Origin of the sequence: Sporosarcina sp. JAI121, assembly GCF_013408665.1 — a bacterium.
GTDB lineage: Bacteria > Bacillota > Bacilli > Bacillales_A > Planococcaceae > Sporosarcina.
Genome location: NZ_JACCCL010000001.1, coordinates 1,534,034 through 1,558,972, shown reverse-complemented (window position 1 = coordinate 1,558,972; position 24,939 = coordinate 1,534,034). Strand labels below are relative to the sequence as shown.

23 protein-coding genes and 1 pseudogene are annotated in these 24,939 nt (G+C 38.8%); 18 read left to right on the top strand and 6 right to left on the bottom strand.

The genetic code is table 11. The annotated features are described in order from the left end of the window. Window positions 1–125 precede the first annotated feature (125 nt). Window positions 126–1,328, top strand: coding sequence for an MFS transporter (locus tag HDC33_RS07355; protein ID WP_218843175.1), 1,203 nt, complete (start codon window positions 126–128; stop codon window positions 1,326–1,328). A gap of 96 nt (window positions 1,329–1,424) precedes the next feature. Here the strand turns inward: HDC33_RS07355 and msrA are convergent, their stop codons facing one another. Both msrA and HDC33_RS07345 read right to left on the bottom strand, forming a co-directional pair. Continuing rightward, on the bottom strand, window positions 1,425–1,955 hold the full coding sequence (gene msrA / locus HDC33_RS07350) for a peptide-methionine (S)-S-oxide reductase MsrA (RefSeq protein WP_255457315.1): 531 nt from the start codon (window positions 1,953–1,955) through the stop codon (window positions 1,425–1,427). A gap of 165 nt (window positions 1,956–2,120) precedes the next feature. Then, window positions 2,121–2,222 (bottom strand): YjcZ family sporulation protein, encoded by a 102-nt coding sequence (locus tag HDC33_RS07345; protein ID WP_179391818.1) that lies wholly within the window; start codon window positions 2,220–2,222, stop codon window positions 2,121–2,123. A 257-nt stretch (window positions 2,223–2,479) separates the two neighbouring features. Between HDC33_RS07345 and HDC33_RS07340 the strand changes: the two genes are divergently transcribed. The 12 genes and pseudogenes from HDC33_RS07340 to HDC33_RS07290 all read left to right on the top strand — a co-directional run bounded on the left by HDC33_RS07340 (window position 2,480) and on the right by HDC33_RS07290 (window position 16,462). Further along, complete coding sequence (locus tag HDC33_RS07340) at window positions 2,480–3,439, top strand: LCP family protein (RefSeq protein WP_179391817.1); 960 nt, start codon at window positions 2,480–2,482, stop codon at window positions 3,437–3,439. Between the two features lie 33 nt (window positions 3,440–3,472). Further along, window positions 3,473–4,708 carry an AI-2E family transporter gene (locus tag HDC33_RS07335; protein ID WP_179391816.1) on the top strand — a complete coding sequence of 412 codons (1,236 nt, stop codon included), beginning with the start codon at window positions 3,473–3,475 and terminating at the stop codon, window positions 4,706–4,708. Between the two features lie 3 nt (window positions 4,709–4,711). Next, entirely contained in the window at window positions 4,712–5,089 is a 378-nt protein-coding gene (locus tag HDC33_RS07330; RefSeq protein ID WP_179391815.1) for a sporulation protein, read from the top strand. A gap of 127 nt (window positions 5,090–5,216) precedes the next feature. Then, the gene (locus tag HDC33_RS07325; RefSeq protein WP_179391814.1) at window positions 5,217–5,627 is read left to right on the top strand and encodes a MarR family winged helix-turn-helix transcriptional regulator; all 411 of its coding nucleotides are present in this window, start codon (window positions 5,217–5,219) and stop codon (window positions 5,625–5,627) included. Window positions 5,628–5,940: 313 nt separating this feature from the next. Next, the gene (locus HDC33_RS16555) at window positions 5,941–6,264 is read left to right on the top strand and encodes an ArsR/SmtB family transcription factor (RefSeq protein ID WP_255457314.1); all 324 of its coding nucleotides are present in this window, start codon (window positions 5,941–5,943) and stop codon (window positions 6,262–6,264) included. A 38-nt stretch (window positions 6,265–6,302) separates the two neighbouring features. Next, a pseudogene (locus HDC33_RS16550) lies at window positions 6,303–6,676 on the top strand (SRPBCC family protein). Between the two features lie 181 nt (window positions 6,677–6,857). Beyond that, window positions 6,858–10,028: an ATP-binding cassette domain-containing protein gene (locus HDC33_RS07315; RefSeq protein ID WP_179391813.1), complete on the top strand. Its 3,171-nt coding sequence runs from the start codon at window positions 6,858–6,860 to the stop codon at window positions 10,026–10,028. A 153-nt stretch (window positions 10,029–10,181) separates the two neighbouring features. After that, a complete protein-coding gene (yfkAB, locus tag HDC33_RS07310; protein WP_179391812.1) occupies window positions 10,182–11,312 on the top strand; it encodes a radical SAM/CxCxxxxC motif protein YfkAB in 1,131 nt (376 codons plus the stop codon). 499 nt (window positions 11,313–11,811) lie between these two features. Further along, the gene (locus HDC33_RS07305) at window positions 11,812–12,525 is read left to right on the top strand and encodes a YwaF family protein (protein ID WP_179391811.1); all 714 of its coding nucleotides are present in this window, start codon (window positions 11,812–11,814) and stop codon (window positions 12,523–12,525) included. Window positions 12,526–12,623: 98 nt separating this feature from the next. After that, complete coding sequence (locus HDC33_RS07300; protein ID WP_179391810.1) at window positions 12,624–13,337, top strand: EcsC family protein; 714 nt, start codon at window positions 12,624–12,626, stop codon at window positions 13,335–13,337. Between the two features lie 17 nt (window positions 13,338–13,354). Beyond that, window positions 13,355–14,155 (top strand): DUF4097 family beta strand repeat-containing protein, encoded by an 801-nt coding sequence (locus HDC33_RS07295; RefSeq protein WP_179391809.1) that lies wholly within the window; start codon window positions 13,355–13,357, stop codon window positions 14,153–14,155. 525 nt (window positions 14,156–14,680) lie between these two features. Continuing rightward, a complete protein-coding gene (locus tag HDC33_RS07290) occupies window positions 14,681–16,462 on the top strand; it encodes a choline/carnitine O-acyltransferase (protein WP_370457458.1) in 1,782 nt (593 codons plus the stop codon). Between the two features lie 335 nt (window positions 16,463–16,797). Here the strand turns inward: HDC33_RS07290 and HDC33_RS07285 are convergent, their stop codons facing one another. The 4 genes from HDC33_RS07285 to HDC33_RS07270 all read right to left on the bottom strand — a co-directional run bounded on the left by HDC33_RS07285 (window position 16,798) and on the right by HDC33_RS07270 (window position 19,741). After that, window positions 16,798–17,412: a nucleotidyltransferase family protein gene (locus tag HDC33_RS07285; RefSeq protein ID WP_179391807.1), complete on the bottom strand. Its 615-nt coding sequence runs from the start codon at window positions 17,410–17,412 to the stop codon at window positions 16,798–16,800. After that, window positions 17,409–17,525, bottom strand: coding sequence for an XdhC family protein (locus HDC33_RS16545; protein WP_370457457.1), 117 nt, complete (start codon window positions 17,523–17,525; stop codon window positions 17,409–17,411). The genes HDC33_RS07285 and HDC33_RS16545 overlap by 4 nt, the downstream gene beginning before the upstream one ends. A 454-nt stretch (window positions 17,526–17,979) precedes the next feature. Then, window positions 17,980–18,246, bottom strand: a complete 267-nt coding sequence (locus tag HDC33_RS07275) for a hypothetical protein (RefSeq protein ID WP_179391806.1) — start codon at window positions 18,244–18,246, stop codon at window positions 17,980–17,982. A 223-nt stretch (window positions 18,247–18,469) separates the two neighbouring features. Beyond that, window positions 18,470–19,741 carry a glycoside hydrolase family 18 protein gene (locus HDC33_RS07270; RefSeq protein ID WP_179391805.1) on the bottom strand — a complete coding sequence of 424 codons (1,272 nt, stop codon included), beginning with the start codon at window positions 19,739–19,741 and terminating at the stop codon, window positions 18,470–18,472. Window positions 19,742–20,518: 777 nt separating this feature from the next. Between HDC33_RS07270 and HDC33_RS16815 the strand changes: the two genes are divergently transcribed. From HDC33_RS16815 to HDC33_RS07250, 5 genes are all read left to right on the top strand, one after another. Beyond that, window positions 20,519–20,605 carry a putative holin-like toxin gene (locus HDC33_RS16815; protein WP_370457456.1) on the top strand — a complete coding sequence of 29 codons (87 nt, stop codon included), beginning with the start codon at window positions 20,519–20,521 and terminating at the stop codon, window positions 20,603–20,605. Window positions 20,606–20,864: 259 nt separating this feature from the next. Beyond that, complete coding sequence (locus HDC33_RS07265; RefSeq protein WP_179391804.1) at window positions 20,865–21,299, top strand: GNAT family N-acetyltransferase; 435 nt, start codon at window positions 20,865–20,867, stop codon at window positions 21,297–21,299. Window positions 21,300–21,793: 494 nt separating this feature from the next. Beyond that, a complete protein-coding gene (gene fni, locus HDC33_RS07260; protein ID WP_179392670.1) occupies window positions 21,794–22,828 on the top strand; it encodes a type 2 isopentenyl-diphosphate Delta-isomerase in 1,035 nt (344 codons plus the stop codon). A 335-nt stretch (window positions 22,829–23,163) separates the two neighbouring features. Continuing rightward, window positions 23,164–23,895 (top strand): hypothetical protein, encoded by a 732-nt coding sequence (locus HDC33_RS07255; RefSeq protein WP_179391803.1) that lies wholly within the window; start codon window positions 23,164–23,166, stop codon window positions 23,893–23,895. Window positions 23,896–23,949: 54 nt separating this feature from the next. Beyond that, window positions 23,950–24,420 (top strand): DinB family protein, encoded by a 471-nt coding sequence (locus HDC33_RS07250; RefSeq protein ID WP_179391802.1) that lies wholly within the window; start codon window positions 23,950–23,952, stop codon window positions 24,418–24,420. Window positions 24,421–24,939 lie beyond the last annotated feature (519 nt).

The window sequence follows — 24,939 nt, the reverse complement described above, 5'->3', positions numbered from 1 at the left end:
TAGATGTAAGCTTCACCTACTTTTCTCGACTTCCACGTAAATCGCTTTTTTCTGTCAAGAAATTTCTACACATAGGTAAACCCATCATCTAATCAATTGTCTTATAGAAAGAAAGGAACGAGTATATGCATAGAAATATTAGTAAGCAAAAGTCAGTTTTTATTATCTTTGCGATTTTTGCGATATCCATCAACATGAGACCGGCAATCACATCAATCGGACCGATGCTAGAAACGATTCGTGAGCAGTTACTGTTATCCAACGCACAAGTAAGCCTACTGACAGCAGTACCTGTCATTTGTATGGGCGTTTTCGCCACAATGGCACCAGTGTTGAACCGGAAATTCGGAGTGAAGCATACAATCTATACGATGCTTATTATCATTGCAATAATGACCCTTTTGCGGGGTTTCATCTCCAGTTTTCTAATTCTAATCGGTACAGCTTTTCTTATAGGTATCGCAATTGCAGTAATCGGACCGCTTCTTTCTGCGATGATCAAACAGTATTTTCCGGAACGTGCTGCCTCCGTCATTGGAATTTATTCATTCGGGATGGGGGTCGGGTCTGCAGCCAGTGCGGGATTGACCGCCGTATTTTTTGAAAGAACAGGATCATATTTATTTGCACTTAGTAGTTGGTCCGTACTTGCACTTCTCGGTTTAGTTGCATGGTCTTTAGCAATGAAAGGGAATATGGAAGTCCGTCAACTCGCTTCCATTGTCGTAAAAGACAAACAGAAGAAGATGAAATCCCCGTGGAAAACACGGAAGGCGTGGTTATTCTTACTGTTTTTTGGTTTACAGTCATCAGCATTCTTTTCAATCATTACATGGCTCGCTCCAATTGCAATTTCCGCAGGAATGACATTGCTGCAGGCGGGAACATTACTTAGCATCATGACGACGGTCCAAATTTTCTTAAACATTCTCCTGCCATTGTTGATGGAACGCTTTCCAGCTCGGAAGTTTTGGCTCTTGCTGATGCTCATTGCGGGGATGCTCGCAGTTTTTCTGTTTTGGACGGGGATGTATCCGCTTATGTGGGCAGGCGCATTCATCATGGGAATTCCACTCGGTGGGTTATTCCCGGTAGCGCTTCTCTTGCCGCTTGACGAGACAAGAACTGCTGAAGAAGCTAGTTCTTGGACTGCGATGATGCAGACGGGCGGCTTTATCATAGGAGGATTATTGCCACTTCTGATTGCAGTTGTCTACGATGGGACGGAAAACCATCATTATACGTTCGGCATTATACTGTTGTTATATGTGATGATGTTCATCCTGACATTCATGATCGGGGATAAGAAAATTCTAAACGATTTATAAATGAGGAGGGTAAATAAAAAGGTGGACAGGGAATCCAGATACCTCATCTGAGTCCTTGTCCACCTTTTTCACCATAGAGTACACGAATTCTGCATCTTAAGACCAATGACCTGCAATAAATTCATCTCTGCCAGATTGTGCGCGGTCCATTTCATAATGCTCTCGTTCTTTTTCATAATAATCTTGATGATATTCTTCCGCCCGGTAAAACGTCTCAGCAACACGGATTGGTGTGACAATCGGTTTAGAGAAAGTACCACTTGCACCAAGCTTTTCTTTAGATGCTTCAGCAATTTGGCGCTGCTCATCCGTGTAATAGAAGATAGCGGTTGAATATGAATGTCCACGGTCTTGGAATTGACCGTCTGCATCGGTCGGGTCAATCTGCTGCCAGAAGATGTCCAGTAATTTTTCATACGGGAATACCGCTGGATCAAATGTAATTTCGACAACTTCCAAATGACCGGAATCACCCTTTTTTACGTCTTCATATGTAGGGTTATCAACATGTCCCCCCATATAACCGGATAGGACGTCGTGGATACCTTCCCATTCTTTGAACGGTTTCACCATACACCAAAAACAACCGCCCGCAAATGCGGCTTTTTCAAATGATTTTTCAGTCAAAGTCATCATTCCCTTTCTTTTTAACATATCTGAATTGTAACATAGTAGATTCAGTGGAAATAGTCGTTCATCCGTATTCTGAACTAATATGAAAAGAGCGCTTATCAAGCGCTCTTACATAGATAGGTCTCAAATGAGCGGTTTAGGTTTGCTGAGCTTATTATCTTAATAGAGGTAGCTGGCGCCAATAATAATCAAAAGAATAAAAAGCACAACGAGCAGAGCGAATGAATTACCTTCGCCGCCTCCGCGGTATTCACGTCCCATATTCATTCACCACCTTTCTGCAGGAACATCTATGTAACATATGCGGGAATGTATTGAGGGGAGTGGGGAATATGACAATAATCTTCACTTATAGGGAAAATCCCCGCTGAACATAACTGCATTGAAGGAGTAATAATAACAAAAATTCGTTATTGTTAACCGTAATGGATCATCATGGTATAATTAACATAGCAATGCGCAACCAAGAGGCTTCCTGTTCGTCCTAATTGGGATATCATTTTTTGGAGGAATCAATAATGGAAGAAAATTATGAAGGTCCAGTACCGAAAAGAAGAAGAAAGAAAAAGCTTCGCATCGGCAGGGTCATTTTTTTAATAGTTACTATTAGTTTTATCGGAGTTGGACTTTACTCATTCATTCAATATAATGAAGGGAAATCACTGGCAAAAAACAATATGATTGACCCTGGTCCATTTAAGGGGGATGCAATAGACCCCAAATATACTTCCATTGAAAATTACCTATTACTAGGTGTGGACGATGATGGTAGCGGTAGTTCACGGACGGATACAATGATGGTGCTGTCCTGGGATAAGAATGCGGGGAAAATACGGGTTATCTCATTTATGCGTGATATATATGCAGACATTCCGGGATTCAAATCATATAAATTGAACACCGCCTATTACCTCGGTAAGTTGCAATTAACGAAGGACACAATAACAGGCATGTTTGGTGTTCCGATTCATCATTATGCAATCGTTGATTTTGCTAATTTTGAATCGATTGTTGATATCGCGTTTCCGGACGGAGTTGAGATTGATGTCAAAAAAGAGATGTCCGAAAAAATTGGCGTTACGCTGGTGCCGGGCAAAAAACAATTGAACGGTAAGGAATTGCTCGGTTACGCACGGTTCCGTGCAGACGAAGAGGGTGACTTCGGGCGGGTTGCACGTCAACAAGAAGTGGTTTCTGCGATGAAGGATGAAGCGTTCCGGCCAGGAATGCTTGCCAATCTACCGAAACTTGCGGGTGCACTTTCCGGATACATTAAAACGGATCTGACAACGAAAGATGAAATTTCGAAAGCAATCTCACTTCTGATGAATAAAGGTGCGGAAATAGAAACAATGACGGTACCAGTGGAAGGGTCGTTTTCTTTCAACTCATACTCACATGCAGGTTCTGTAATTGAGCTGGATATCACTCAAAATAAAGAGGCAATTTCAAAATTCCTCGGTATGCAGCTGGATTAGGTAGATAATCTTGACGGAAGAAGGGGGATGTCTATGGAGCTAGATGAAGAAAGGCTGTCGACTACAACATTGAAAGTTGATAAGGGAAATGGAAAGGTTTCTCATGTAATTCAGTTTCTAGGGGGACGAAGTACATTATTCGTCCTTGTTTCAATTTTATTAATAGGTTTGATTATCTACATTTACAATCATATTTCCTTCATCTTTTATCCGATTACGGTCTTTTTCTCGACAGTTGTACTACCCGTAATACTTGCTACAATCGCATATTATTTATTGAGACCTATCCTGCGTTTATTGGAAAGAATAAAAGTTCCGCGGATTTGGGGGATTTTAATCATCTTCATTGGGGCGGTCGGTCTAATTACATTGCTTGTTTTTCTTGTTTTGCCTTTTTTAAAAATACAATTCCACAATCTCGTCGAAGAATTTCCTACATATTTCGGTCAATTATTAATTAACGCCGATTCTTTTTTACGTACATCCATCTTTGCATCCTATTATGCTGGACTTGATATTAATGTAAATACTCTTTTGGAATCCGTACAAGGCAATATAGGAAAGTTTTTCACTGATACGGTAGGCGGAATTGCAAGCGGAGTTACATCTTTCATTTCTGCCTTGACAGGTTTCATCTTGGCTATTGTAACGGTACCGTTCATCCTGTTTTACTTGTTGAAAGACGGGGAACGACTTCCTCAACTTATTATTAAGATGTTGCCTCCTCGTATGCGGGATGATGCTGAGATCATTTTCCATGATGCGGATCGTCAAATCAGTTCATACGTGCAAGGGCAGATTCTTGTTGCAATTTGTATTGGGATTATGGTTTCCATCGGCTTTCTGATCATTGGCATGAAGTATGCATTATTATTGGGCGTTCTGGCGATGTTTACAAGTGTTGTGCCTTATTTAGGTCCGCTTATCGCAATTACACCTGCAGTCATCATTGCAATTGTGACATCCCCATTGATGCTATTCAAATTAGCCGCTGTATGGACAATCGTCCAACTAATTGACGGGAAATTTATTTCTCCGCAGATTATGGGGAAATCATTGCGTATCCATCCTATAACGATCATTTTCGTTTTGTTGACGGCAGGGTCATTATTCGGAGTTGCCGGAGTCGTACTCGGTATTCCGGGATATGCGTTATTAAAAGTCCTCGTAAGTCATTTATTCAAATTGTTTAAATTACGGTATAATAAATATGAAGTTAATGATCAGCTGCATTATGAAAATAGTGCGAGTCGAGAATCGGGGGAATAGAACATGGTAAGGCAATTTACGTCGATGATTGAATACGGAGCAACGACTGTCAGCACAAATGTTGATGGACCAAATGTCGCTTTTGGAGAAACCCTTTCCGGAACTATTTATATCGAAGGGGATGCCAGTGATGAATTAGTCGATCATATTGTAATTGAATTATTGAAGCGATCCGAAACCGATGAAGTTATCATCGCAAAACAATCAATTGAAATGATGAGCGATATCAAATCAAAAGAAACATGGATGATTCCATTTGAGATGGTGCCTGATGAGAGATGGGAAATCGAATCTAAAACGCAGGCGCTCATTTTAAAAACTAGTGTTCATCTTAAAAACGGCGTTGATATTCAAGACGAAGACGAAATACTATATGCATAAGTACAGCGCGCCTAAATATACCGGGCGCGTTTTTTTGTCCAGTTTTTCTGTTTTTCTTATCTAATCAGGCGCTTACGCTTTTATTATTGTATAATTGCAAAAAGTACTGGTAAGGAGGAACTTCAAAATGGATACTATCATTCCTATTTTTCACTCATTATCAAAAAGTATGCGCAACATTCATAAATCAAGCTGTGATGAAGTCTCTGTCGTACAAAGTTCTATTCTTTACGAAATTTCATTGATAATAAAACCATCTATGCAGACTGTGGCCGAAGCTGTCGGTATGGACATCACAACGTTTTCCAGGCAGATCGGAACGTTGGAAAAGAAAGAGCTGCTCATCAGAACTCCCTACGAAGGAGACCGGAGAATTTATTTACTATCTTTAACCAGCAAGGGGAGTGCAATCGTAACGTCCATAAATGAAATCATTGCAGCCAAAATGGAGGGTGCCCTAGCTTCCATGAATGACTTTGAACGTGAGACAGTTCTGCGCTCCATGTATGTGCTGGAGGAAAAATTGAGAGGGAGTTAGCAATTTAGTATGCCTAATATTTGCAAAATACAAGTAGATTAACTATTGAATAATTGCGTTTTGCAAGTAAATTAAATTAGTAACTTGCAAAGTGCAAATGAAAATCGCACTATATTTCAGGCCAGTTAATCAATTACGTACATTACTTGTAAATTACAACTACTATTGCTATTCCATTAAAGGGCAAGATAATGGAACTTGACGCGTCACCTTTTGGTGTCCTATGATAAATAGAATACCATAAGGTATCTTATTTATTATGAAATTTAATCGCTGACATTGCAGGAAATCATAATGAAAAGCTGAGGGGATTTTGGACGATATAAGTCAACTGAGGGATGTTTATAACGCAGTTGCCAATCCGACAAGGCGAAAATCACTTCAAATGTTGACAGATGTTGAAGAATTACCCTTACATGAAATAACTGTTTATTTTCAAATGGGGCGTACAGCAGTCTCTAAGCATTTGGCTATCCTTAAAGATGCGGATTTCGTAATTGCTCAAAGGGTTGGTAGAGAAACGAGGTATCGGTTGAATGCTACTTCGTTGAAAGAAATTCAAGATTGGGTATCTTTTTACGAAGGATTCTGGAAAGTAAGAGTTGCTAAATTAAATCTTTTATTGGAGAAAAAATGAAATAAGATGTATCATTAGATTTTCAATTTACAAGTTCAATCGAGCAGCTGTGGAACGTTTTTACGGATCCGGATACTCTTGCGAAATGGATATTTTAAACCAGTTGTTAAACATAAATTTCAGTTTCGGACAGAGCCTTCCGAATGATGGAATGGAATTGTAGATTGCGAGGTGCCCGGAGTGGACGAGCCTCATTTATTGTCTTACACTTGGCTAAGTGCCGGAGAAAGCACTACTGTTACATGGACATTGAAAAGATCCAGTTGGAACTGTCCATCTACATTTCGATCAAACTGGATTCAGTGAAGAAACAAAAGCACGCGAAGGAGCCATCGAGGGAGCTAAATACGCATGGTCGCAAATGGGTGATGAACTCGAAGAAGTGTTAGAAGAAGTGTTAGAAGAACTGTGAAAATCATTATTGGTAATCGTTTTATAAAATAAACCATACTTCAACAATAGGGCGCTTTTCCGGAACATGGAAAGCGTCATTTTTAATGGAAGTTACGAAGGAGTTAAATAATAATTTTGTAATAATTATAATGAAGCAAATGTGGCAATACTAAATTTAGAGAATGGAGAGGAACTCACTTATGAAGATAAATCAATTGATTGCGAACAATCTTTACAAATTAGATGTAGCACTACCAGTAGATAAATCGTTAGGAATTGCTGGTTTGTCTGGATCTGGTAAAACAACTTTTTGCCAAACAATTGGTGAAGAATCCAAGAAGCGTCTCGTTTCCTTATTGCCTAAGGCTGAATATCAGTATTTATTCCCCAATATTATGGAAACCAATTTCAGTGCTATTAAGATGGAAGAAATGCCTTTAGTACTTTTTCTCGGAAAATCATCTATTTCTTCCAATCCGCGTTCAACGATCGGCACACATACGGGTGTTTTTAAAGAGATTCGTGAGAGAATTGCTGAAGAAATCAAGCTTTCTCCAGAAGTTTTTTCATTTAATAATCCCTTAGGCTGGTGCCCTGATTGTAAAGGACGTGGTACTACCAAAAATATCGAATGTAAAAAGTGTGAGGGCAAACGCTATAATCCAGAAGTTGAACAATATAAGATGAAATTATTGGATCAACCATATAGTATTTCCGATATAAACAACTTAAACATTGAAACGATTCTCTCCCTGAGAGAAGAATTACATATTAGTGAAGCGAAACAACATATTCTTAAAAATGTTATCAATATGAATATTGGTTACTTAACATTAAATCGCATTATGGGTACATTATCGGGTGGAGAATTAACACGACTTTACTTGGCAGAATTCATGGCGACAAGTGAAAATACCGTTATTATTATTGATGAAATCTCCGTGGGTCTCGATCACCAAACACTATTGAAAATCTTAGAAGAGATTAAACAATTAGGGTCTAAGAATCAAATTTGGCTCATTGACCATTCTGACACGGTCCTTAACACAACGGAAAAGCAATTGTTCTTTGGACCTGGCAGTGGAAAATACGGTGGGAAAATTGTTGAAGAATCCCCACGTCCAAAACCAATTACTTTGGAAGGAAATCAGGCAATACCAACAGGATACTATCAATTTCATGATCTTTACTGTCGTAATATTCAAATGGCTGAAATTCAGATTCCCCAAAATAGAATTGTCACTTTTACCGGGGAGTCTGGATGTGGTAAATCTACACTTGTCAATGAGTGTATAGCCAAAGATTTTCTCAAGCGATATCCAAAAGATAAATTGGTAATGGTTGGGCAAAATCGAAACCAATCGATTACCAGTCGGTCAACAGTTGCAACTTTTCTTGATATTAAAAGGAAACTCGCAAAATATAGTGAAGATATTGATGATATTTTTCAGCGTTCGATTGAAGATATTATTGGTGAACTGCCAAAGGACGACATCGTTCATAAACGTTTAAGCTTATTGATCAAACTAGGACTTGGTTATTTGACGTTGGAAAGAAAAACACAGTCTTTATCGACTGGTGAATTTCAATGTGTTCATTTAGTTTCTGAGCTGTTTGCAAACTCAAGAAACCCACATACGCTTTTTATTTTTGACGAGCCTTCAAAAGGTTTATCACAAAATATTTTAAATCAATTCATTGATAGTGTCAGGGTCATTTTGCAGGATGAATCTGTCTCAATGATAATGATTGAACATAATTCATATATGCTAAATAACTCTGATTTTATCGTGGATTTTGGTAAAAGACAGCTTACACCTGTTCAACATCTAGATGTTGTCAGTCATGATGATTATTATCGTCAACAAAACAGTACGGAGAGAGTTGTTCCATTACAAATCTCTTCAACCATCAACCAACAAAAAGGAATTAACTATGTAAAAGAAAATCAAATTTCCTATTTTAAAAATGCAGAAAACGTCTATAAGGGCGGAATCTTGAAAAGCTTATCATCAATGGCTCGTTTGATATATGGTGAATACGAATCTGAAAAAATTGCACCGGTCATTGCCATTGATCTTGAAAGACACTTGTATAGCCAATATAGTTTTCTATATGAAATTGGCGGTTTAATCAACCATATTGTAGCGGCGCATCCGACCAATAATGATACAAAAAGATTCGATTTCTATAATCAAGAAAATCATTGTCTATACTGCTCTGGCCGCCGGGCGATTGAAAAATTTGATATAGATGTTGTTATTCAGGACAAAACCGTTCCATTCTGGGATGGTCAATTGCATCCAGACGTCATGGAGGTGTTAAAACATTATCAATACCCAAAACTGAAATTCCTTTTTGAAGAGATTGAGAATGAGCTCGGTCACGATATTAGTAAAAGCTATAATGATATGACAGAAGCAGAGAAGCATACCTATTTATACGGGTATTGGGAAAAGTCCTTTTATGATAAAGCAGGCAAGGCGCAGAGAACGTGGCAAGGCTTTAATAACATAATTGGAATGTATATGTCCATTTCGAAATCGAATATTAAAGAGCATATGAAAACATCGAGAGAGATGATTACATGTCCGATTTGTCAAGGAACCGTGCTAAACCATCATAAAAAGCTCGAATTTGGCGGCACAGATATACGTGAAATTATTTATCAGCCACTAGATCAAGTTTTGAAAACAGTAGGTACGTTACCGGAACTGATAAAAATGAAATCTATTGTTGGCGGAGATATGACTTTGACGGAAGATGTTTCTTTACTGCCTAGGGAAACACAAGTCGCGCTGAAAATGTTTGAGCTGGAAATGGCAAGCTTTGTTGGTTATGAAGTGGTGTTACAAAATGCCTTACCATTCTGGGATAAAATTAGAGGCAATATCGATTCCATCAGCACTAACAACCGGGTTACCATCAGTGATTTTGACAATATCACTGAGATGAGAGAAACCATCATTGATAAGTATTTCACAAATGGAAAATACAAAAAACTAACGTATGTTTATGAAGCTTTTGGATATAAAAAAATTGTTACCCAAATTAATAAGATTAAAAAAAGTCATCCATGTCCATTCTGTAAAGGAAAAAAAGTCATTACAGAAGATAATCTCCATGATGGCGTATTTAAATTAACGATACCATGTGTGAGTTGCAATGAAAGTGGTATCAATGATGACGGACTTCAGGAAGTTGTCGAAGGCATAGCGGTAGAAACATGGCTCACTGGTAAAGTGAGAGATGTTGTTGATGAAAGCTTATATAATGAGGCTGTTGCTGATATTCCAATCTTCAATCGTATTCGTGAGTTAAATAAACGAGATTTGATAGCGGTTTATCAATGCCTTGAGCAAAATACTTAAATTAAATTTAAGTAAAGAGCTAGCTGTCAGCCAGTGAAGAAACCTCATCTACAAGACAGTTTCTTGGATGGGGTCTTTTTGTGCTATTGCGAAACGTCGGTTTGAGGTGCATACTATTTTAGTATCTTACTATACGTATAGGGGTTAATTAAAATGCATACTGATTTAGTAACACACAAAAACATGACGCCTGCCTACGATCCGTGGGAAGCATACTTGGATGTGCAGGAGCATGGTAAACTGACATTGTCGAGCATTGAATTCACGACGACATATTTGTGCAATATGCGCTGTGAACATTGCGCTGTAGGATATATGTTACAGCATAAGGATCCGGACGCTCTGCCGATGGAACTGCTCATCTCCCGCCTGGAGGAAATTCCTCATTTACGGACCATAAGTATTACAGGCGGCGAGCCGATGTTTTCAAAAAAGTCGATAGAGCAATATGTATTACCCATATTGAAATATGCGAACGAGCGTGGGGTCCGAACGCAAATGAATTCGAACTTAACGATGCCACTTGACCGCTATATGGCGATTGCACCGTATTTGGATGTCTTACATATTTCACATAACTGGGGTACGGTTGATGATTTCGTTGATGGCGGCTTCGCCAATATGGAACGGAAACCTCCCCGGGAACGCCGCGCTGAACAATTCCAGCGGATGATCGATAATAGCCGGGCATTAGCTGAAGCGGATGTCATGGTTTCAGCGGAAACCATGTTGAATAAACGGACACTTCCGCATCTTGAACATATCCACAAACAAGTTATAGAGGAAATGAAATGTGCAAGACATGAAGTGCATCCTATGTACCCAAGCGATTTTGCTTCTCAGCTTGAAGTGCTCTCATTGGATGAAACGCGGAAAGCGATCCACGAACTTCTAGACCACCGTGACGAGGATGTCTGGATGCTGTTCGGTACGTTGCCGTTTTACCCGTGTAGTGATAATGAAGAGGATTTGGCACTGTTGAAACGGTTATACAACAGTAAAAACGTCTCAGTGCGCAATGACCCGGATGGCAGATCCCGCCTGAACGTCAATATATTCACAGGTAATGTCATTGTCACGGATTTTGGTGATACACCGCCGATGGGCAATATTCAAACGGAATCGCTTCCAGTAATGCTCGATCGCTGGCTCGAGCGACCACTTGCAAAAACGATTGGTTGTCATTGTCCGGCAGTTAATTGCCTTGGTCCAAATTTGTTGGTGAAAGATGCTTATTATCCTGAAATGGACTTTATGAAAAGGAAAGCTGATATTTCGCTTTAAAATAAACAAAAACGATACTACAATGAGCGCTTTAGTTCTCAAAGTAGTATCGTTTTTATTTTCGTCTTGCATAGTGTGGCGATAAAATAAATTACGCTGCTAATTTGGAAAGATAGCTGTACAAACAAAATAGTTAATCATCGGAAGCATTATTCGAAGACAATTATCGACATAGTTAAATATACCCAACGACAATTAGTGACTAATGAATTATGCCAGACATGTGGTAGGGTGGCATAACCAGGACTAAAAAACTACTTGTATGAACATCTAATTCTACTGGATTGGCAATTGAATAGTTAAGATGGAGCTTCTATCAATGTAATTTGATGTATTATGAAATTTAGATATCTTATCGTTGATTTAAGTATAAGATATAAAACAAAAACTTTTCGATGAGGTGATAATCTAAAAAAATGAGTAGCCTTTTGAGCGTTTGTTTTACTACTGACCGGTAATTATTCGGATTTAGTGAACATAATCATTACAAGGAAATGAGATGGAGAAGTTGGCAGTCTATGGGGAACCTCCTTTTATACTTTTTTCAATAACGCATATGTTGGCAATTGGATTAGTAAGCCTTTTAATCTTGCTCTTATTTATTTTACAAAAAAGAGGTCCCGTTCAATTGAAATATGAACGACTCTTTGCTATGTCACTCTTGATAATGGAAGTCCTTTATCATGTTTGGATGAGTTGGACCGGATTATGGGAATTAGATGACTCATTGCCGCTCCAGTTATGCAGTATCAGTTTACTTGTTGCAATTGTTCTCCTATGGACGGGGAATAAGCATCTGGTCGATTTCGTCTTTTTTGCAGGTATTGGAGGAGCGTTTCAGGCAATGGTGACCCCTGTTTTAGATATCGGATTTCCACATTTCAGGTTCTTCCACTTTTTTTATACACATATCGGAATTATAGTAACGGCACTGTATTTTACGTGGATGAAAGGATACAGGCCTACCTTTAAAGGCATCCTCAAAACGATGGTTGCTTTGAACTTGATATTGCCGGTTATAGTTGCCGCCAATACGTTGTTTCGGGGAAACTACATGTTTTTAAAGGAGAAGCCATTCACCGGGAATTTGCTTGACTATTTAGGGCCCCATCCGTGGTACATCTTATCACTTGAAGGCGTCTCATTCTCAATATTCGTTTTTATGTGGTTGCTTTTCAGGAAGCGGACCGTTCAAGCTACGTCCAAGGGCTGAGATGCAATCACTTCTTAGGTCCATTTGAATAAAATACCTATCGGTTATACTAGTTTATAAACAATGAATTGATTGCACCGGAAAGAGGGTGAAAATAAATGGTCGATTATACGATGAAAGTACAGGAGGAACTGTTATTTTGGAAGCGGAAAATGACAAAGCGATTCGGTCTGATTAGCCGTACATCCAAAAAAGCGCAACTGAAAGTGAATGGTCTCATTCCGGAGAAAATTCATACAGTCATGACGGAGAGCATTAAAAACATGGTGAAAGCCACATTGCTCGGCTCTAATATAACAACGAAAAAAAGGCCAGCAAATGGTCTAAGTCTTTATGAACGTGATGAGCTTTTTAAAGAAAAACTTTCAACTTTCCGCAAAACGGCTGTCATCGAAGGCGCAGGTACTGGTGCGGGGGGCATAATGCTGGGTCTTGTTGATTTTCCTCTATTGTTATCCATTAAAATGAAATTTCTATTCGAAGCCGCAACAATTTATGGGTTTGATCCTACTGAATATGAAGAGCGCCTTTTCCTTTTACATGTATTCCAGCTTGCTTTTTCAGGTGAAGAAACACGGAAAGAAACGTTGTCTATCATTGAAAATTGGGAGGTAGAGAAGCATCTAATTGCGGACATGGACTGGAGGGATTTTCAGCAAGAGTATCGGGATCATATCGATTTAGTGAAGATGTTCCAATTAATCCCCGGCTTCGGTGCAATCGTCGGTGCCTTTGCCAACTATAATCTACTTGACCAACTTGGAGAAACAGCAATGAATTCATACCGGCTACGCTTACTCCAATCCTATTGAAAGGTGGTTTGATGAAGATGTTTTTCAAAAATAAATTGTTTATCGTTTTAGTGCTCTTGTTAATTGTTATAGGTGGAATTTCGTGGTCGCTTACATTAGGTGATTCGCTAGGAAACAGTGCTCGAAAAATAGCAGTGGACGATTCCTCGTTCACGAATATTGAAATTGTAGCCGGTAACGCAGCGGTGGAAATTGTACCTACCAAAGATTCGGCAACAACAGTTGAATATATGGGGGAAACGAGGAAGAATTCGAAATATGTATTCAAGGCGGATGTAAAGGGAAATACGCTTTCCATCCTTTTTAAAGAAAAGCGACGTAGCTTCATTAATTTCGGATTTTCAACCTCCGACTTAAAGCTGTTCGTGAAAGTACCGCAAAAAGAATATAATAAAATCCTAGCAAAAACTGATAATGGACGGATTAAAGTGGAAAATATCCAAGCGCAAGATATAGCGTTGGAAACAGATAATGGCACGATTGACATGAAAAATGTAAAGACTTCTATAACTGATGTTAAAACGGATAACGGTAAAATACTTCTTACATCTGTCGAAGGTAAAATAACTGGAAAAACGGACAACGGGCAAATTTCTCTTGTGACAAACAATTTGGATCGACCAATCGAGTTGACGACTGATAACGGCAGAATCGAAATTCGAACCGAAAAAGAACCGACGAATGCTACTATTGATATAAAAATGGATAACGGAAAAGTCGATGTTTTCGGGTATGAAAACAAACATACGACATTCGGTAAAGGTGAGCATTTGATTAAATTAAGAACGGATAATGGGCGGGTAACTATAACGAAATAATAGGAGACACTCTAAAAGCAAACATTTCGCTTTAAGATAAATACGACATTATTATGGCTAGGTGGGTTCTCATAGCGGAGTCGTTTTTATTTTGAAGACGGTGAATAGTGCATAACAATATAAATTAAAACTTCCTGCCTTTAATTTTCAAGCAGGGAGCTTTCTTCGTTTGTCGTAAGTTCTTCAATGGAAGGTCCATATGCTATAATTAGTATCTAAATGATGAAAGCGAAGGGGCGCAGCTGCATCACCAAAAGTACAACTACCCGTTTGCTCCTCACAGGAAAAACACGGAATCCATTCATCACAATTCCAGAGACTCAAAGACAGTTAAACCCCATGCTAACAAATTTTACACCGACACAAAAGTGTGTAAAATTATTTTCAATTCTCACTATCCATTCTACAGAGACCGAATGATGAACTAAGAAGTCAGATAAACCATAAAAAAAGGGAAATCTAATCCCCTTATTGACACGAAAATGGATACCTAAAGTAGTAAGTAAATGAGTTAAGAAGGGACTAATTATTATTAAAAAAACATTTGCTTATCAAAACGAATTACCATCATTACCAATTCCACAATTGAATGGTACGAAATCTAAACTTCTCGAATGGATTGAGCCTTTAGTTAGTGAAGAGCAATTTCAAAAAACGACGAAAGTAATAAATCGATTTTTTGAGAGTAATGGCGACGCTCGTAAATTGCAAGAAAAGCTGTACGAATGGGATAAAAGTTTAGAAGGAAGCTGGCTCAAGCCTTTTTGGGATGCCTCTTATTTAAAATACAGAGGTTCCTTACCAACTGGAATGCATTTCAATATTTTATTAGACAATAAAAAATATAAAAATCGTTACACAATGCCGGAATTATCTGGAAAAATATGCTATTTCGTTACAGAACTATACCACAAAATTATTGATGAAGAAGTAAAGCCTGTAATAATTAACGGAATACCACTTGATATGGGGCAATATAAAAATTTCTTCCGATCTATTCGCATTCCTAAGAAGAATATGGACGAATATAGAATTGCCGAATTTTATAAAAAGAACAATCATGTTGTTATTTTATATAAACACAACGTATATAAAGTAACTGTCACGAATAGCGACGGGGCTATTTACCAAAGTGAAGAAATTGCAGCTGCTATCAAAACAACTTTTTCCGCAGAGAAAAATGAAGGTCTTCCTATTGGCCTATTTACGACTGCCAATAGGGACGAGGCCGCAGAGGTGTACAACAAACTCATCGTGTCAAAGGTAAATGCCGAAAGCCTTCAGACAATCGCAGATTCACTTCTAGTTATTTCAATCGACGAAGAAAGCAATGATTCCGAAGAAGCGATTGAAAATCTTATGTTAAATGGAGCCAATAAATACTACGATAAGACAATACAAGTTGTTATTACAAAAAGTGGAGAATTAGGGTATAGCATCGAGCATTCAGCAGTAGACGGGACAACAATATTTGCTGTCATTAGCCATGTAAATGAGGGACTTTGCAGTGAAGAACCTGAAATTATTTATACGACTGAAAAGACTGTCGCACAAAAAATGGAATGGGAAATATCGGGAGAACTACAGGAATCTTTAACGAAGTTTCAAAATGATAATGAACAAACAAAAAAAGACTTTCATGTAAAATCCAGAACTTTCGAAAACTTTGGTTCAGATGAAATTAAGGAAATGAATATAAGTCCGGATGCCTTTTTCCATATGGCCTTACAACTAGCACAGTACAGAACGTTTGGTAAACTGAGAAGCGTTTACGAACCGGTGGCAGTCCGGGTCTTTCATGAGGGAAGGACAGAATGTGCTAGAGCTACAAGTATGGAGAAACTCAAATTGGTGACAGCACTTGAAGCTGAAGAAGAAAAAAATGAAATTTTATATTCTTTAATGCAAAAAGCGGGTGCAGCCCATTCAAACCGTATAATAGAATGCCGTAAAGGCTTAGGTGTTGAAAGGCATATGTTCGGTCTTGAACAAATGTTTTATTTACATGGGGAAGAGCTAGGAATAAATGAATTACCGGATATTTTCAATGACAAGGGTTACTTAACGATGCGTCATGATTTTATTTCAACAAGTGGAATGGCATATGACAGTGTTAAATATCGAATTTTCGGACCGGTAGTTGAGGGTGGCTATGGGTTAGCTTATATATTATTGGATAAGTCGATTTCCATCAACGTTTCATGCCACAATTCAGAGAAAGAAAGTGCCAAGATACTAACTGATAATTTAGTGATAGCATTAAATGAATTAAGACATATTGCGACCACTGCTATAGAACGTGAGTAAACAAAAACGAATTTACCGAATTTTGTAATTCATTAAATTCGTAAGACGTCACCAATCCAAGAATTAGAGTTCCTGGATTGGTGTCATTTTAATTTTCAGAAAAATTTTATGTTCCCGTGTGTGGCACTACTCAAATAATTCGCTGCAACTGAATAAAAATAGAATGGAGATTAGCTAAAGTGGTTAATTACTAGTTTTTTGTGTATTTGCTTGGACATGTGAATTGTTTGTATTTGTGTCTGGCATAGGTACCCTTTATTAAACTTGCATCCTATTTATTAATTATGAACGGATAATGGGTGAGTAGCGGTAACGAAATGATAGGAAATATTCTATCATTTCGTTATCGCTATTTCTTGGAGTGTTTGATAATCATCCTCCGTATCAACATCGCATACAAACCTCTTATCGGTACAGGGTAAAAGCTTCCCTTTGCGAAGATAATCCCCTTGTAAAATGGCCCTTGCTCCTTTGTCCCCACGCAACGACAAAAGTTCATTGTACATGGATGACGAAAATAGAACAGGCGGCATGATGGATTGGTCGTATGTAGTGGCGACGAACCTACATGTTGGATTGTCTTTCGTGCACGCAATCATTTCTTCAATCATTCGGACGGTGATGAATGGCTGATCTGCCAGCAAGACGATCACGGCATCCGCGCGGTCGGCTTGTGCCCGTTGAATTCCACATCGCAATGATTCAGACTGACCTTCATAAGTTGCGGAACAATTAATGATTGTACATTTTGCGTGGGACTTCATTTCTGCAGGCAGCCAATCTGCATCGTCTGTTTCTGTTGTAATGACATAAATTTCATCGAGCGGCGCCTTTAAAGCTGTTTCAAGCGCCAAGCTTCCTACTGTCATTGTCCCTACAGGCAGCGCCAATTTATGGGTACCCATACGGCCGCTGTTTCCAGCTGCAAGATAAATACCTACGATTTTCATATCATTTCCCCCCGTCTCACTGCGATTAGTTCTGCCACTATGCTAACAGCGATTTCCTCAGGTCCATCAACACTAATGAAAAGCCCCACAGGCGAATGAACCCCTCTTGTAATATCCCCGTCAAGTAGGCGTTCTTTTCTTTTTTTGAACTTAAGATGCCGAGATACAAGATTGGCGGTCGTGTATTGTGTAATCGAGATCCCTGCAAATAATTCAGCTGCTGAACCGCTTGTTGGAGGGGCTGCTGCGCTTGTTGCATCTAATGCAGGACTTATATGGATGCCATTAGCTTAAGCGTTTGTACGGCATGCTGCATAGTCTGTAGTGCCAGCTTCTTTTTCATGTTAATTACTCACTTCATTAATTTCAATTACTGTCTGTAGTCTGTCCCGATAAACATTATTTTATTAATTAATCCTGCGTTTTCACTTTAGTTTCGGACAGCGATACCGAACTCATGTTCTTTTTTGCCATTTAACCATTTAACCATAAAAAAAACCATCCATGCCGGGTAAAATGCTTGGATGGTTGATGCTATTTTTCGCTCAACTTTTTAAAGATGCTGTTTTAGATGTTTTTTCTGTCCCGCAAGTACTTTAGTTCTTTTTGCATATCGTCAATTTGTTTTTGCATTTTCTCGATTACTTTTTTATTGTCTTGCTGATCTTGTTGCTGTTGAATCGCTTCAATTTCTGCTTGTTTTAAGTCAATAGCCGCAGCGATTGTTCCAATCGAATCGCCAATTGTAACGAGTATCGAACCAATAAAACCAAGAATTGCACTATAATTCTGGGGTAAATCCCTGGAAGGTCCTATTTGAAACCAGTTATGCAAATTACTTAACACCTTCTTTCACCTATTTGGAGTCTTTGGATTATAATTAAGAAGGGGTTCTGCACTATTTATAATTTATTATTAAGATATGCTTGATTGAATTATCATGTAACCCGGTTTATTAATACATCACACCTCTTACTAGCGATACCGGCTTTTATTCAAAACAATAATAACCCATCCTTGAGTTAAGGGCTCAATGGGATGGGTTATTGCAAATTCATTAGCTTCTTTTTCGTATCGTAAAGTTATCTTCCAACAACAACCAATTCTGCGGGAACGGATAACCAAGAACCCAGTAACTGATTCCTCGTAAATTATAGTCTTTTACTACATCAAATTTGGCCTGTGCACTGCGGGCATCTTCAAACCAGACTTCGTGATTCCGCCCCTGTTCATCGGTGTACCTGTAAAAAGGGGATTGAGCTTTCAAGTCATATTGAATGGCCACTCCGTATTGAATAGCTCTGCGAATCGCTTCCTGCTGGCTGAATGTTTCCGCCTCTTGTCCCTGCACATGGGGAAGCAGCCAGTCACGTGCGTAAATTTGAAAACCGAATAAGATTTTATTTCTTGGTATCACGGTAACTGCGTAATCCAACACTTTTTTGATTTCATTCAAAGGTGAGATTGCTTGTGGCGGACCTAATCGATAACCCCATTCATAGGTCATCAACACGGTGAAGTCAGCAATTCTCCCATGTGCCGCGTAATCATGTGCCTCGTATAATAACCCTTTTTGTTCACCGCTTGTTTTTGGGGCAAGAGCTGTTGAGACGGAATAGCCTTCGGGATGCAAGCGGTCAACCGCCCGCTGCAAAAACTGGTTATATAATTCGCGGTCGGCGGGAAACACATTTTCAAAATCAATGTTTAAACCTTGATAGCCTTTTTCTTTCATGACTTTTAAAATATTGGTTAGTAAAACATCCTGTATATCAGTACTAGCAAGGACTGTATGCGCAAGACCGGATCCTGCAGCCGTGGCACTGAAATTCGTGATTGCGATAATAGGAACGACTCTTTCGGCGGCGGCAGATCGGAGCATTTCGGCATCGTCAATTGAATTTAGTCCGCCATCTTCGCGTATCGTGTAGACAAAAGGCATCCAGTACGTTAAATCCCGACCTACTTCTTGAATCTCTCTGGCTCCGGTTTCTCCTGTATTAATGGTATAGGCGTTTACGTCGATAGCTGGTTTATGGACAGGAATGGTTAAACGTGTACCGGATAAAATCATATTGGGATTTTGGATTTGATTCTCTTTTACGATATCCTCTACAGTGGTGCCGTAACGATGTGCAATTTCCGATAAGTTCTGGCCAGGCTGAACTGTATGCTTACGTGTGGCTGTGGGAATAACAATGGCCAGGCCGCTCACTAATTTACTTGGATTCTCCAACTGGTTAGCCGTTACTATTTCGTTTACTGTGACGCCGTACCGTTGAGCAATCAACCACAACGTTTCCCCCGGACGTACCACATGGATTTGCATCTAGAAATCTCTCCTCATCTATTCATCTCTCTCATGATATTCCAAGGGGGAGTAGGATATCATTGTTATTGTATTGAAGTTGAAGGGAGTTAGATGTAGATGCGGATTTCATTATACATGATTTCATGGAAATAACTTTCCTAGTAGAAGATATTGCTACTAAAGTACGGGCTAAGACAAGTAACAGACTTTCTAGTTGTTATAGTTAATGCTCAAGAATAGCTTGCGATAAATAATTTATTAAAATACCCATATTATCCCCCGAGACCATCATTAGATAAAGAGAAAGAGGATTTTTCACTCTGGGGGTGGATGGACATGGCAAAAAGAAATCGAGGAAAAGCATTAAACAAACTCCCGTCAAAAGGAAGAGGAAACTGTCCGTTGTGTTATAGAAATCGTATTAAGTTATTGTACATTCATAAAACCGAAGCGAAAGAAATCATTAAAGTATGTAAAAACTGTAGGGATAGATAAGCTCATCAACTTGCTTCAGCGACTTTTCTATATTAATATGTCACAAAATAAATAATCCACCCTTGAGACAAGACGGCTCAGGTGGATTATTTATTTTGTGATACTAATCCCCAGATCGGAAGCCCGCTAATACATTGACTGTTTGGTGTTAGTGCGCCAAGTAGACGTTGTGTATTTATAACTTTTACTATGTTTACACATTATTAATTACAAAAACGCATGTATGATATAATGGATGAGTAATAGAATAGGTGACTCAAGGGTGGTTGGCTCATTCCCGTTTAGAAGGGGGTGGTGCCAATGACAGTATTCGAAGGATTAATGCTAACATTCACATTCGGAGCATTAATTGTAACGATACTCTCATTTAACCAAAAACAAAAATAACCCATCCTTGAGTTAACGGCTCAATTTAGGATGGATTATTTCATTCCCGATGCCAATCCCCTTGTAGGGAACCTGCTTATTACATTGACCGTTTGGTGTTCGCGCACCAAGCGGTCTTTTTTATTATATTCTAAACTTATTTCCATTATACGTTTGAAGGATTTACTTTTCAAGTGTTTGATTTGAATACGCTCAGCAAACAATTTTATTATACCGTGTTGAAACGTGTGGTATATTTATGAAAAAAGGGGTTGCAGTGATGAATGAATTAACGATTAAGAGACTTCAATCACGCGATGAAATCGTTGAAGCATATCCGATTATGAAACAGTTACGAACACATTTAGATGAAGTCACCTACTTGGAATTAGTCTATGAAGCGCAAGAAAAAGATTGCTATCAACTATTCGCGTTAAAAAGTGAAGGGGAAATCGTTGCAGTTATCGGTTTCAAACCAATGATTACACTTTATTATGGCAGATTTATTTGGGTTTGTGACTTGGTGACTGATACTACGAAACGTTCTAGCGGGTACGGAGAAAAACTGCTCATCTATGTCCATGAATGGGCAAAGGAAAATAGCTATGAAAGTGTCGCTTTATCATCAGGCTTGCAGCGTGTAGACGCACATCGTTTCTATGAAGAGAAGATGGATTATGACAAGGTGAGTTATGTTTTTAAAAAGTCGCTATAATGGATAGTAGGATATAAACCAGTTAGATACGCTATTTCAAGAATGCATGTATAGCATAATGGAGAGGTGATAGAATAGGTAACTCAAGGGCAATCGGTTCATTCCCGAATGAAAGGGTGGTGCCAATGTCGGTATTCGAATCGTTAATGTTGCAATTGCTTTTGCAACATTGGTCGTGTTGATACTTGCATTTAACCGTATAAAATGCCTTCTATTTTTTGCATTACATTTGATAACGCTGATTCAGGTATAATGAGATAGAATAAATATTCATTTACATAATAATTTACTACGCTGCGTTTATTATACAGCAAGAAAATGACGCTGAATGGACTTTTGTTGTCGTAGTAGGTGTCATCAAAGAGAATGCTACGAATTGGATAATCTCTATTTGCTAGAAAACAAGGGAGAAGCAACGCAGCAGTATGGTGACTCCTATTAAAGCAATTAAAGCGTTATCATTAACACCAACAGGAAAGGCGTGTGTTTCCAAAATGACTGGGCCAATCAACCAAAGAAAATCAGAACATATTCAAATCAGTTTGAATGAGAACGTAACGGGCGATACAATCACAACGGGCTTCGAAAAGGTGAAATTCATACATAATGCATTACCCGAAATCAATTTCAGCGATATATCCATCGATACGACATTTTTAGGGCATGAATGCAAAACACCATTCCTAATTAGTTCAATGACTGGCGGGGCGGCATTTGCCGAAACGATCAATCGAAATCTTGCCGAAGCGGCGGAAGAAAGAGGTTGGGGATTGGCTTTGGGCTCAACGCGTGCACTAATCGAAAGCGCGGAACACCGATCTTCTTTCCAAGTGAAAAAATATGCACCTAGCATTCCGATAATCGCCAATTTAGGTGCGGTTCAACTGAACTATGGCTTTGGAGTAGATGAATGTCTCCGCATCATTGAAATAACGGAGGCAAATTCACTCGTCCTTCATTTAAACAGTATTCAGGAAGTGATCCAACCAGAAGGGAATACGAATTTCGAAAATCTATTGGAGAAAATAGGACAGCTTTGCAATGCTATGGAAGTGCCGGTTGGCGTGAAGGAAGTCGGGTGGGGCATCGACGGAGCCACTGCTAAGAGATTATGCGATGTAGGCGTTTCCTTTATAGATGTGGCCGGAGCGGGCGGTACGTCTTGGAGTCAAGTCGAAAAGTTCCGATCAACGTCCCTTGTGAAAAGAATAGCAGCAGAGGCGTTTAGTGACTGGGGCATCCCGACAGTCGAATGTATCTCTTCAGTAAGGGGCAGAATCGGTAAACAACCGATAATCGCAAGTGGCGGAATACATACTGGTCTGGATGGAGCGAAAGCCATTGCACTTGGCGCGGATATCGTCGGTTTCGGCAGGTCAATTTTGAAAGAAGCGACACTTTCTACGAAAGATGTCCTGGAAGCGATGGAAATCAAGGAATTGGAACTTCGAATGGCGATGTTCGGCATCGGAGTGGCTTCACTCGGTGAGTTAAAGGAAACGGATAGGATCAATTACCAAGTATATTAACGCTCAAACACTTAATCTCTGCCACCCTGTTTCATTAATCAGGGTGGCAGTTTCTGTTTTTCAAGGTTTTATTTTAGCATGTCGGCCATCAATCCAATCTATGTATATATTCCGAACATACGAGACCTCGCTAGTGCATATATAAACATATAGCTCGCAACCAATTTTTTTATAACTATTATATATCCCCGAACTATTGTTCAAGTAAAGGAGAACTACACAGTTTAAGGAAAGGGAGTTTTAGAGGAGAGGGGGGGACATATTGCAACGGATATTTGTCTTGATATATGCACTAGTGAGGTGTATGATTATTAAAAATATTAGGAGTGTTCAGCATGAAAATACCTTCGTTTCAACAAGCTGTCGGTTTTAGTGTCGGTGATACTCTTTCTTTGTTTTTGTTAAGAACTCTCTTTGATCGAAAAAGTTATTCCAGGGCACTCTATGAACAATTTAATTTAGATTTCCCAGGACGTTCCGTTTCATATGAGTACGTCGCACGTACCGCTAACACATTAGAAAACGATGGCTTTCTTCACTCTCAAACAGAAGGCCGTAAAAAGTTTTTCCAAATTACTGATAAAGGAAAAACTCGTCTTCAAGAATACAAAACTTCTTATGCACATCGGTTTGGAGAAGTATCTACCGTCATTGATCGTTTCTATTATTTTCTAACCAAGAATGGACTACCGCCGCAAGTTGAAATTGAGCCATTACACGAAGATTTTAGATTGTTTATATCAAAACTGTTATCAGTCAAAGATGTGGTTCGATTTATGACACTACGGCTTAGCTTGCAACGTGACTCATTTTATATGGCCGAAGTAGAGCGTCAATTAAATAGTTTGTTTGGTTGGTCTCCATCGAATAGCTACTTATACAATATTGAACGCGAAATGGAAGAAACTAATTTGCTTGTTGGATTCTGGCCGGACGAAAGAAGAACTATTCGCAAATTATATAAAACGGAGGAGAGTGAACAATTCTACATGACTGTAGAGGCTTCGTTGACTGAGCGAATCACTCAAGTTCGTAAATACCTACACTATGTTATTAAAATAGTTTGAATATCGCATACATGTAATCTAAAAAATAATCCATCAAAGTTAGAAGGGGATTAGATGAATATATATTGTAAATACACATTGAATCAAATTTGGATAGCGGTTACGACTACTCTAGCGTTGATGGACAAATTGGAGGAAACCGACCTTCGAAAAAGACCGAGTTCCAATAAGCATTCCATAGGTGAGCTACTGGAACACATTGCAATTATTTGTGAGGCAGATGCGTTAATTTCTGACGGTATAACCCAGGAGGAGATGCAACAATATTATTCAATGAATTCTTATAAGAACCTCAGTGAAATCAAGGCGACGCTAATCCAAAATTATCAAATACTAGAAGCTAAATTTATGGCGTTTACAGAAGCTGAATTACACGAGAAGATTACTTCATTCTGGGGTGTAACCTATACACGGTACGAATGGTTGGTAGAAATTGTTGCACATATATATCACCATAGAGGCCAATTGCATTCTATGCTTGTACATTGTTATAAGAAAGACTTGAAAGTTCCATTGTTTGAGTAGGAAAGGTTAGAGGGATATTTTAACAGTTTAATGGGGAAGGTAGTAGTATAGAGTGTTCAAGGGTCGTCAGGATTTTAACTCGATGATTTCGATCATAGTATATTCCTGACGGAAGGGAGTGCTGCAAGTGATTACATTCAAATCAACTGTAATCAAAATTGCTTTAGCTTATAAAATGCCGCAAAAAAATAATTCACCCTCAAAATTAGCGACCCAATTGGATTATTTAATCTTGTGATGCTGACTCCCTAAAAGGGATTGACTGTCTTGATAGTAACGCATCAAGCGTTCTTTTTACTATAAGCATTCTTTATTAAGTATCTGAAATCAGAAATACACGATTTCATAAGATCTTGTATATGCTTGTAATTGGCGATGATAATGAAGTCTACAAAGAATTTCATCTTATTAAACGATTGAACCAAAGGACCACGTTTATTGTTAGATGCCATATATTATGAATAATTGGCTGGTCTTAAAGGTTTTTCCGAAAAGAACAGGCTAATCATCCGCATTGTG

Coding starts and splice junctions, on each gene's coding strand:
- HDC33_RS07355 (WP_218843175.1), top strand. CDS start 126: ATGCATAGAAATATTAGTAAGCAAAAGTCAGTTTTTATTATCTTTGCG.
- HDC33_RS07345 (WP_179391818.1), bottom strand. CDS start 2,222: ATGGGACGTGAATACCGCGGAGGCGGCGAAGGTAATTCATTCGCTCTG.
- HDC33_RS07340 (WP_179391817.1), top strand. CDS start 2,480: ATGGAAGAAAATTATGAAGGTCCAGTACCGAAAAGAAGAAGAAAGAAA.
- HDC33_RS07335 (WP_179391816.1), top strand. CDS start 3,473: ATGGAGCTAGATGAAGAAAGGCTGTCGACTACAACATTGAAAGTTGAT.
- HDC33_RS07330 (WP_179391815.1), top strand. CDS start 4,712: ATGGTAAGGCAATTTACGTCGATGATTGAATACGGAGCAACGACTGTC.
- HDC33_RS07325 (WP_179391814.1), top strand. CDS start 5,217: ATGGATACTATCATTCCTATTTTTCACTCATTATCAAAAAGTATGCGC.
- HDC33_RS07315 (WP_179391813.1), top strand. CDS start 6,858: ATGAAGATAAATCAATTGATTGCGAACAATCTTTACAAATTAGATGTA.
- yfkAB (WP_179391812.1), top strand. CDS start 10,182: ATGCATACTGATTTAGTAACACACAAAAACATGACGCCTGCCTACGAT.
- HDC33_RS07305 (WP_179391811.1), top strand. CDS start 11,812: ATGGAGAAGTTGGCAGTCTATGGGGAACCTCCTTTTATACTTTTTTCA.
- HDC33_RS07300 (WP_179391810.1), top strand. CDS start 12,624: ATGGTCGATTATACGATGAAAGTACAGGAGGAACTGTTATTTTGGAAG.
- HDC33_RS07295 (WP_179391809.1), top strand. CDS start 13,355: ATGTTTTTCAAAAATAAATTGTTTATCGTTTTAGTGCTCTTGTTAATT.
- HDC33_RS07285 (WP_179391807.1), bottom strand. CDS start 17,412: ATGAAAATCGTAGGTATTTATCTTGCAGCTGGAAACAGCGGCCGTATG.
- HDC33_RS07270 (WP_179391805.1), bottom strand. CDS start 19,741: ATGCAAATCCATGTGGTACGTCCGGGGGAAACGTTGTGGTTGATTGCT.
- HDC33_RS16815 (WP_370457456.1), top strand. CDS start 20,519: ATGACAGTATTCGAAGGATTAATGCTAACATTCACATTCGGAGCATTA.
- HDC33_RS07265 (WP_179391804.1), top strand. CDS start 20,865: ATGAATGAATTAACGATTAAGAGACTTCAATCACGCGATGAAATCGTT.
- fni (WP_179392670.1), top strand. CDS start 21,794: ATGACTGGGCCAATCAACCAAAGAAAATCAGAACATATTCAAATCAGT.
- HDC33_RS07255 (WP_179391803.1), top strand. CDS start 23,164: ATGAAAATACCTTCGTTTCAACAAGCTGTCGGTTTTAGTGTCGGTGAT.
- HDC33_RS07250 (WP_179391802.1), top strand. CDS start 23,950: ATGAATATATATTGTAAATACACATTGAATCAAATTTGGATAGCGGTT.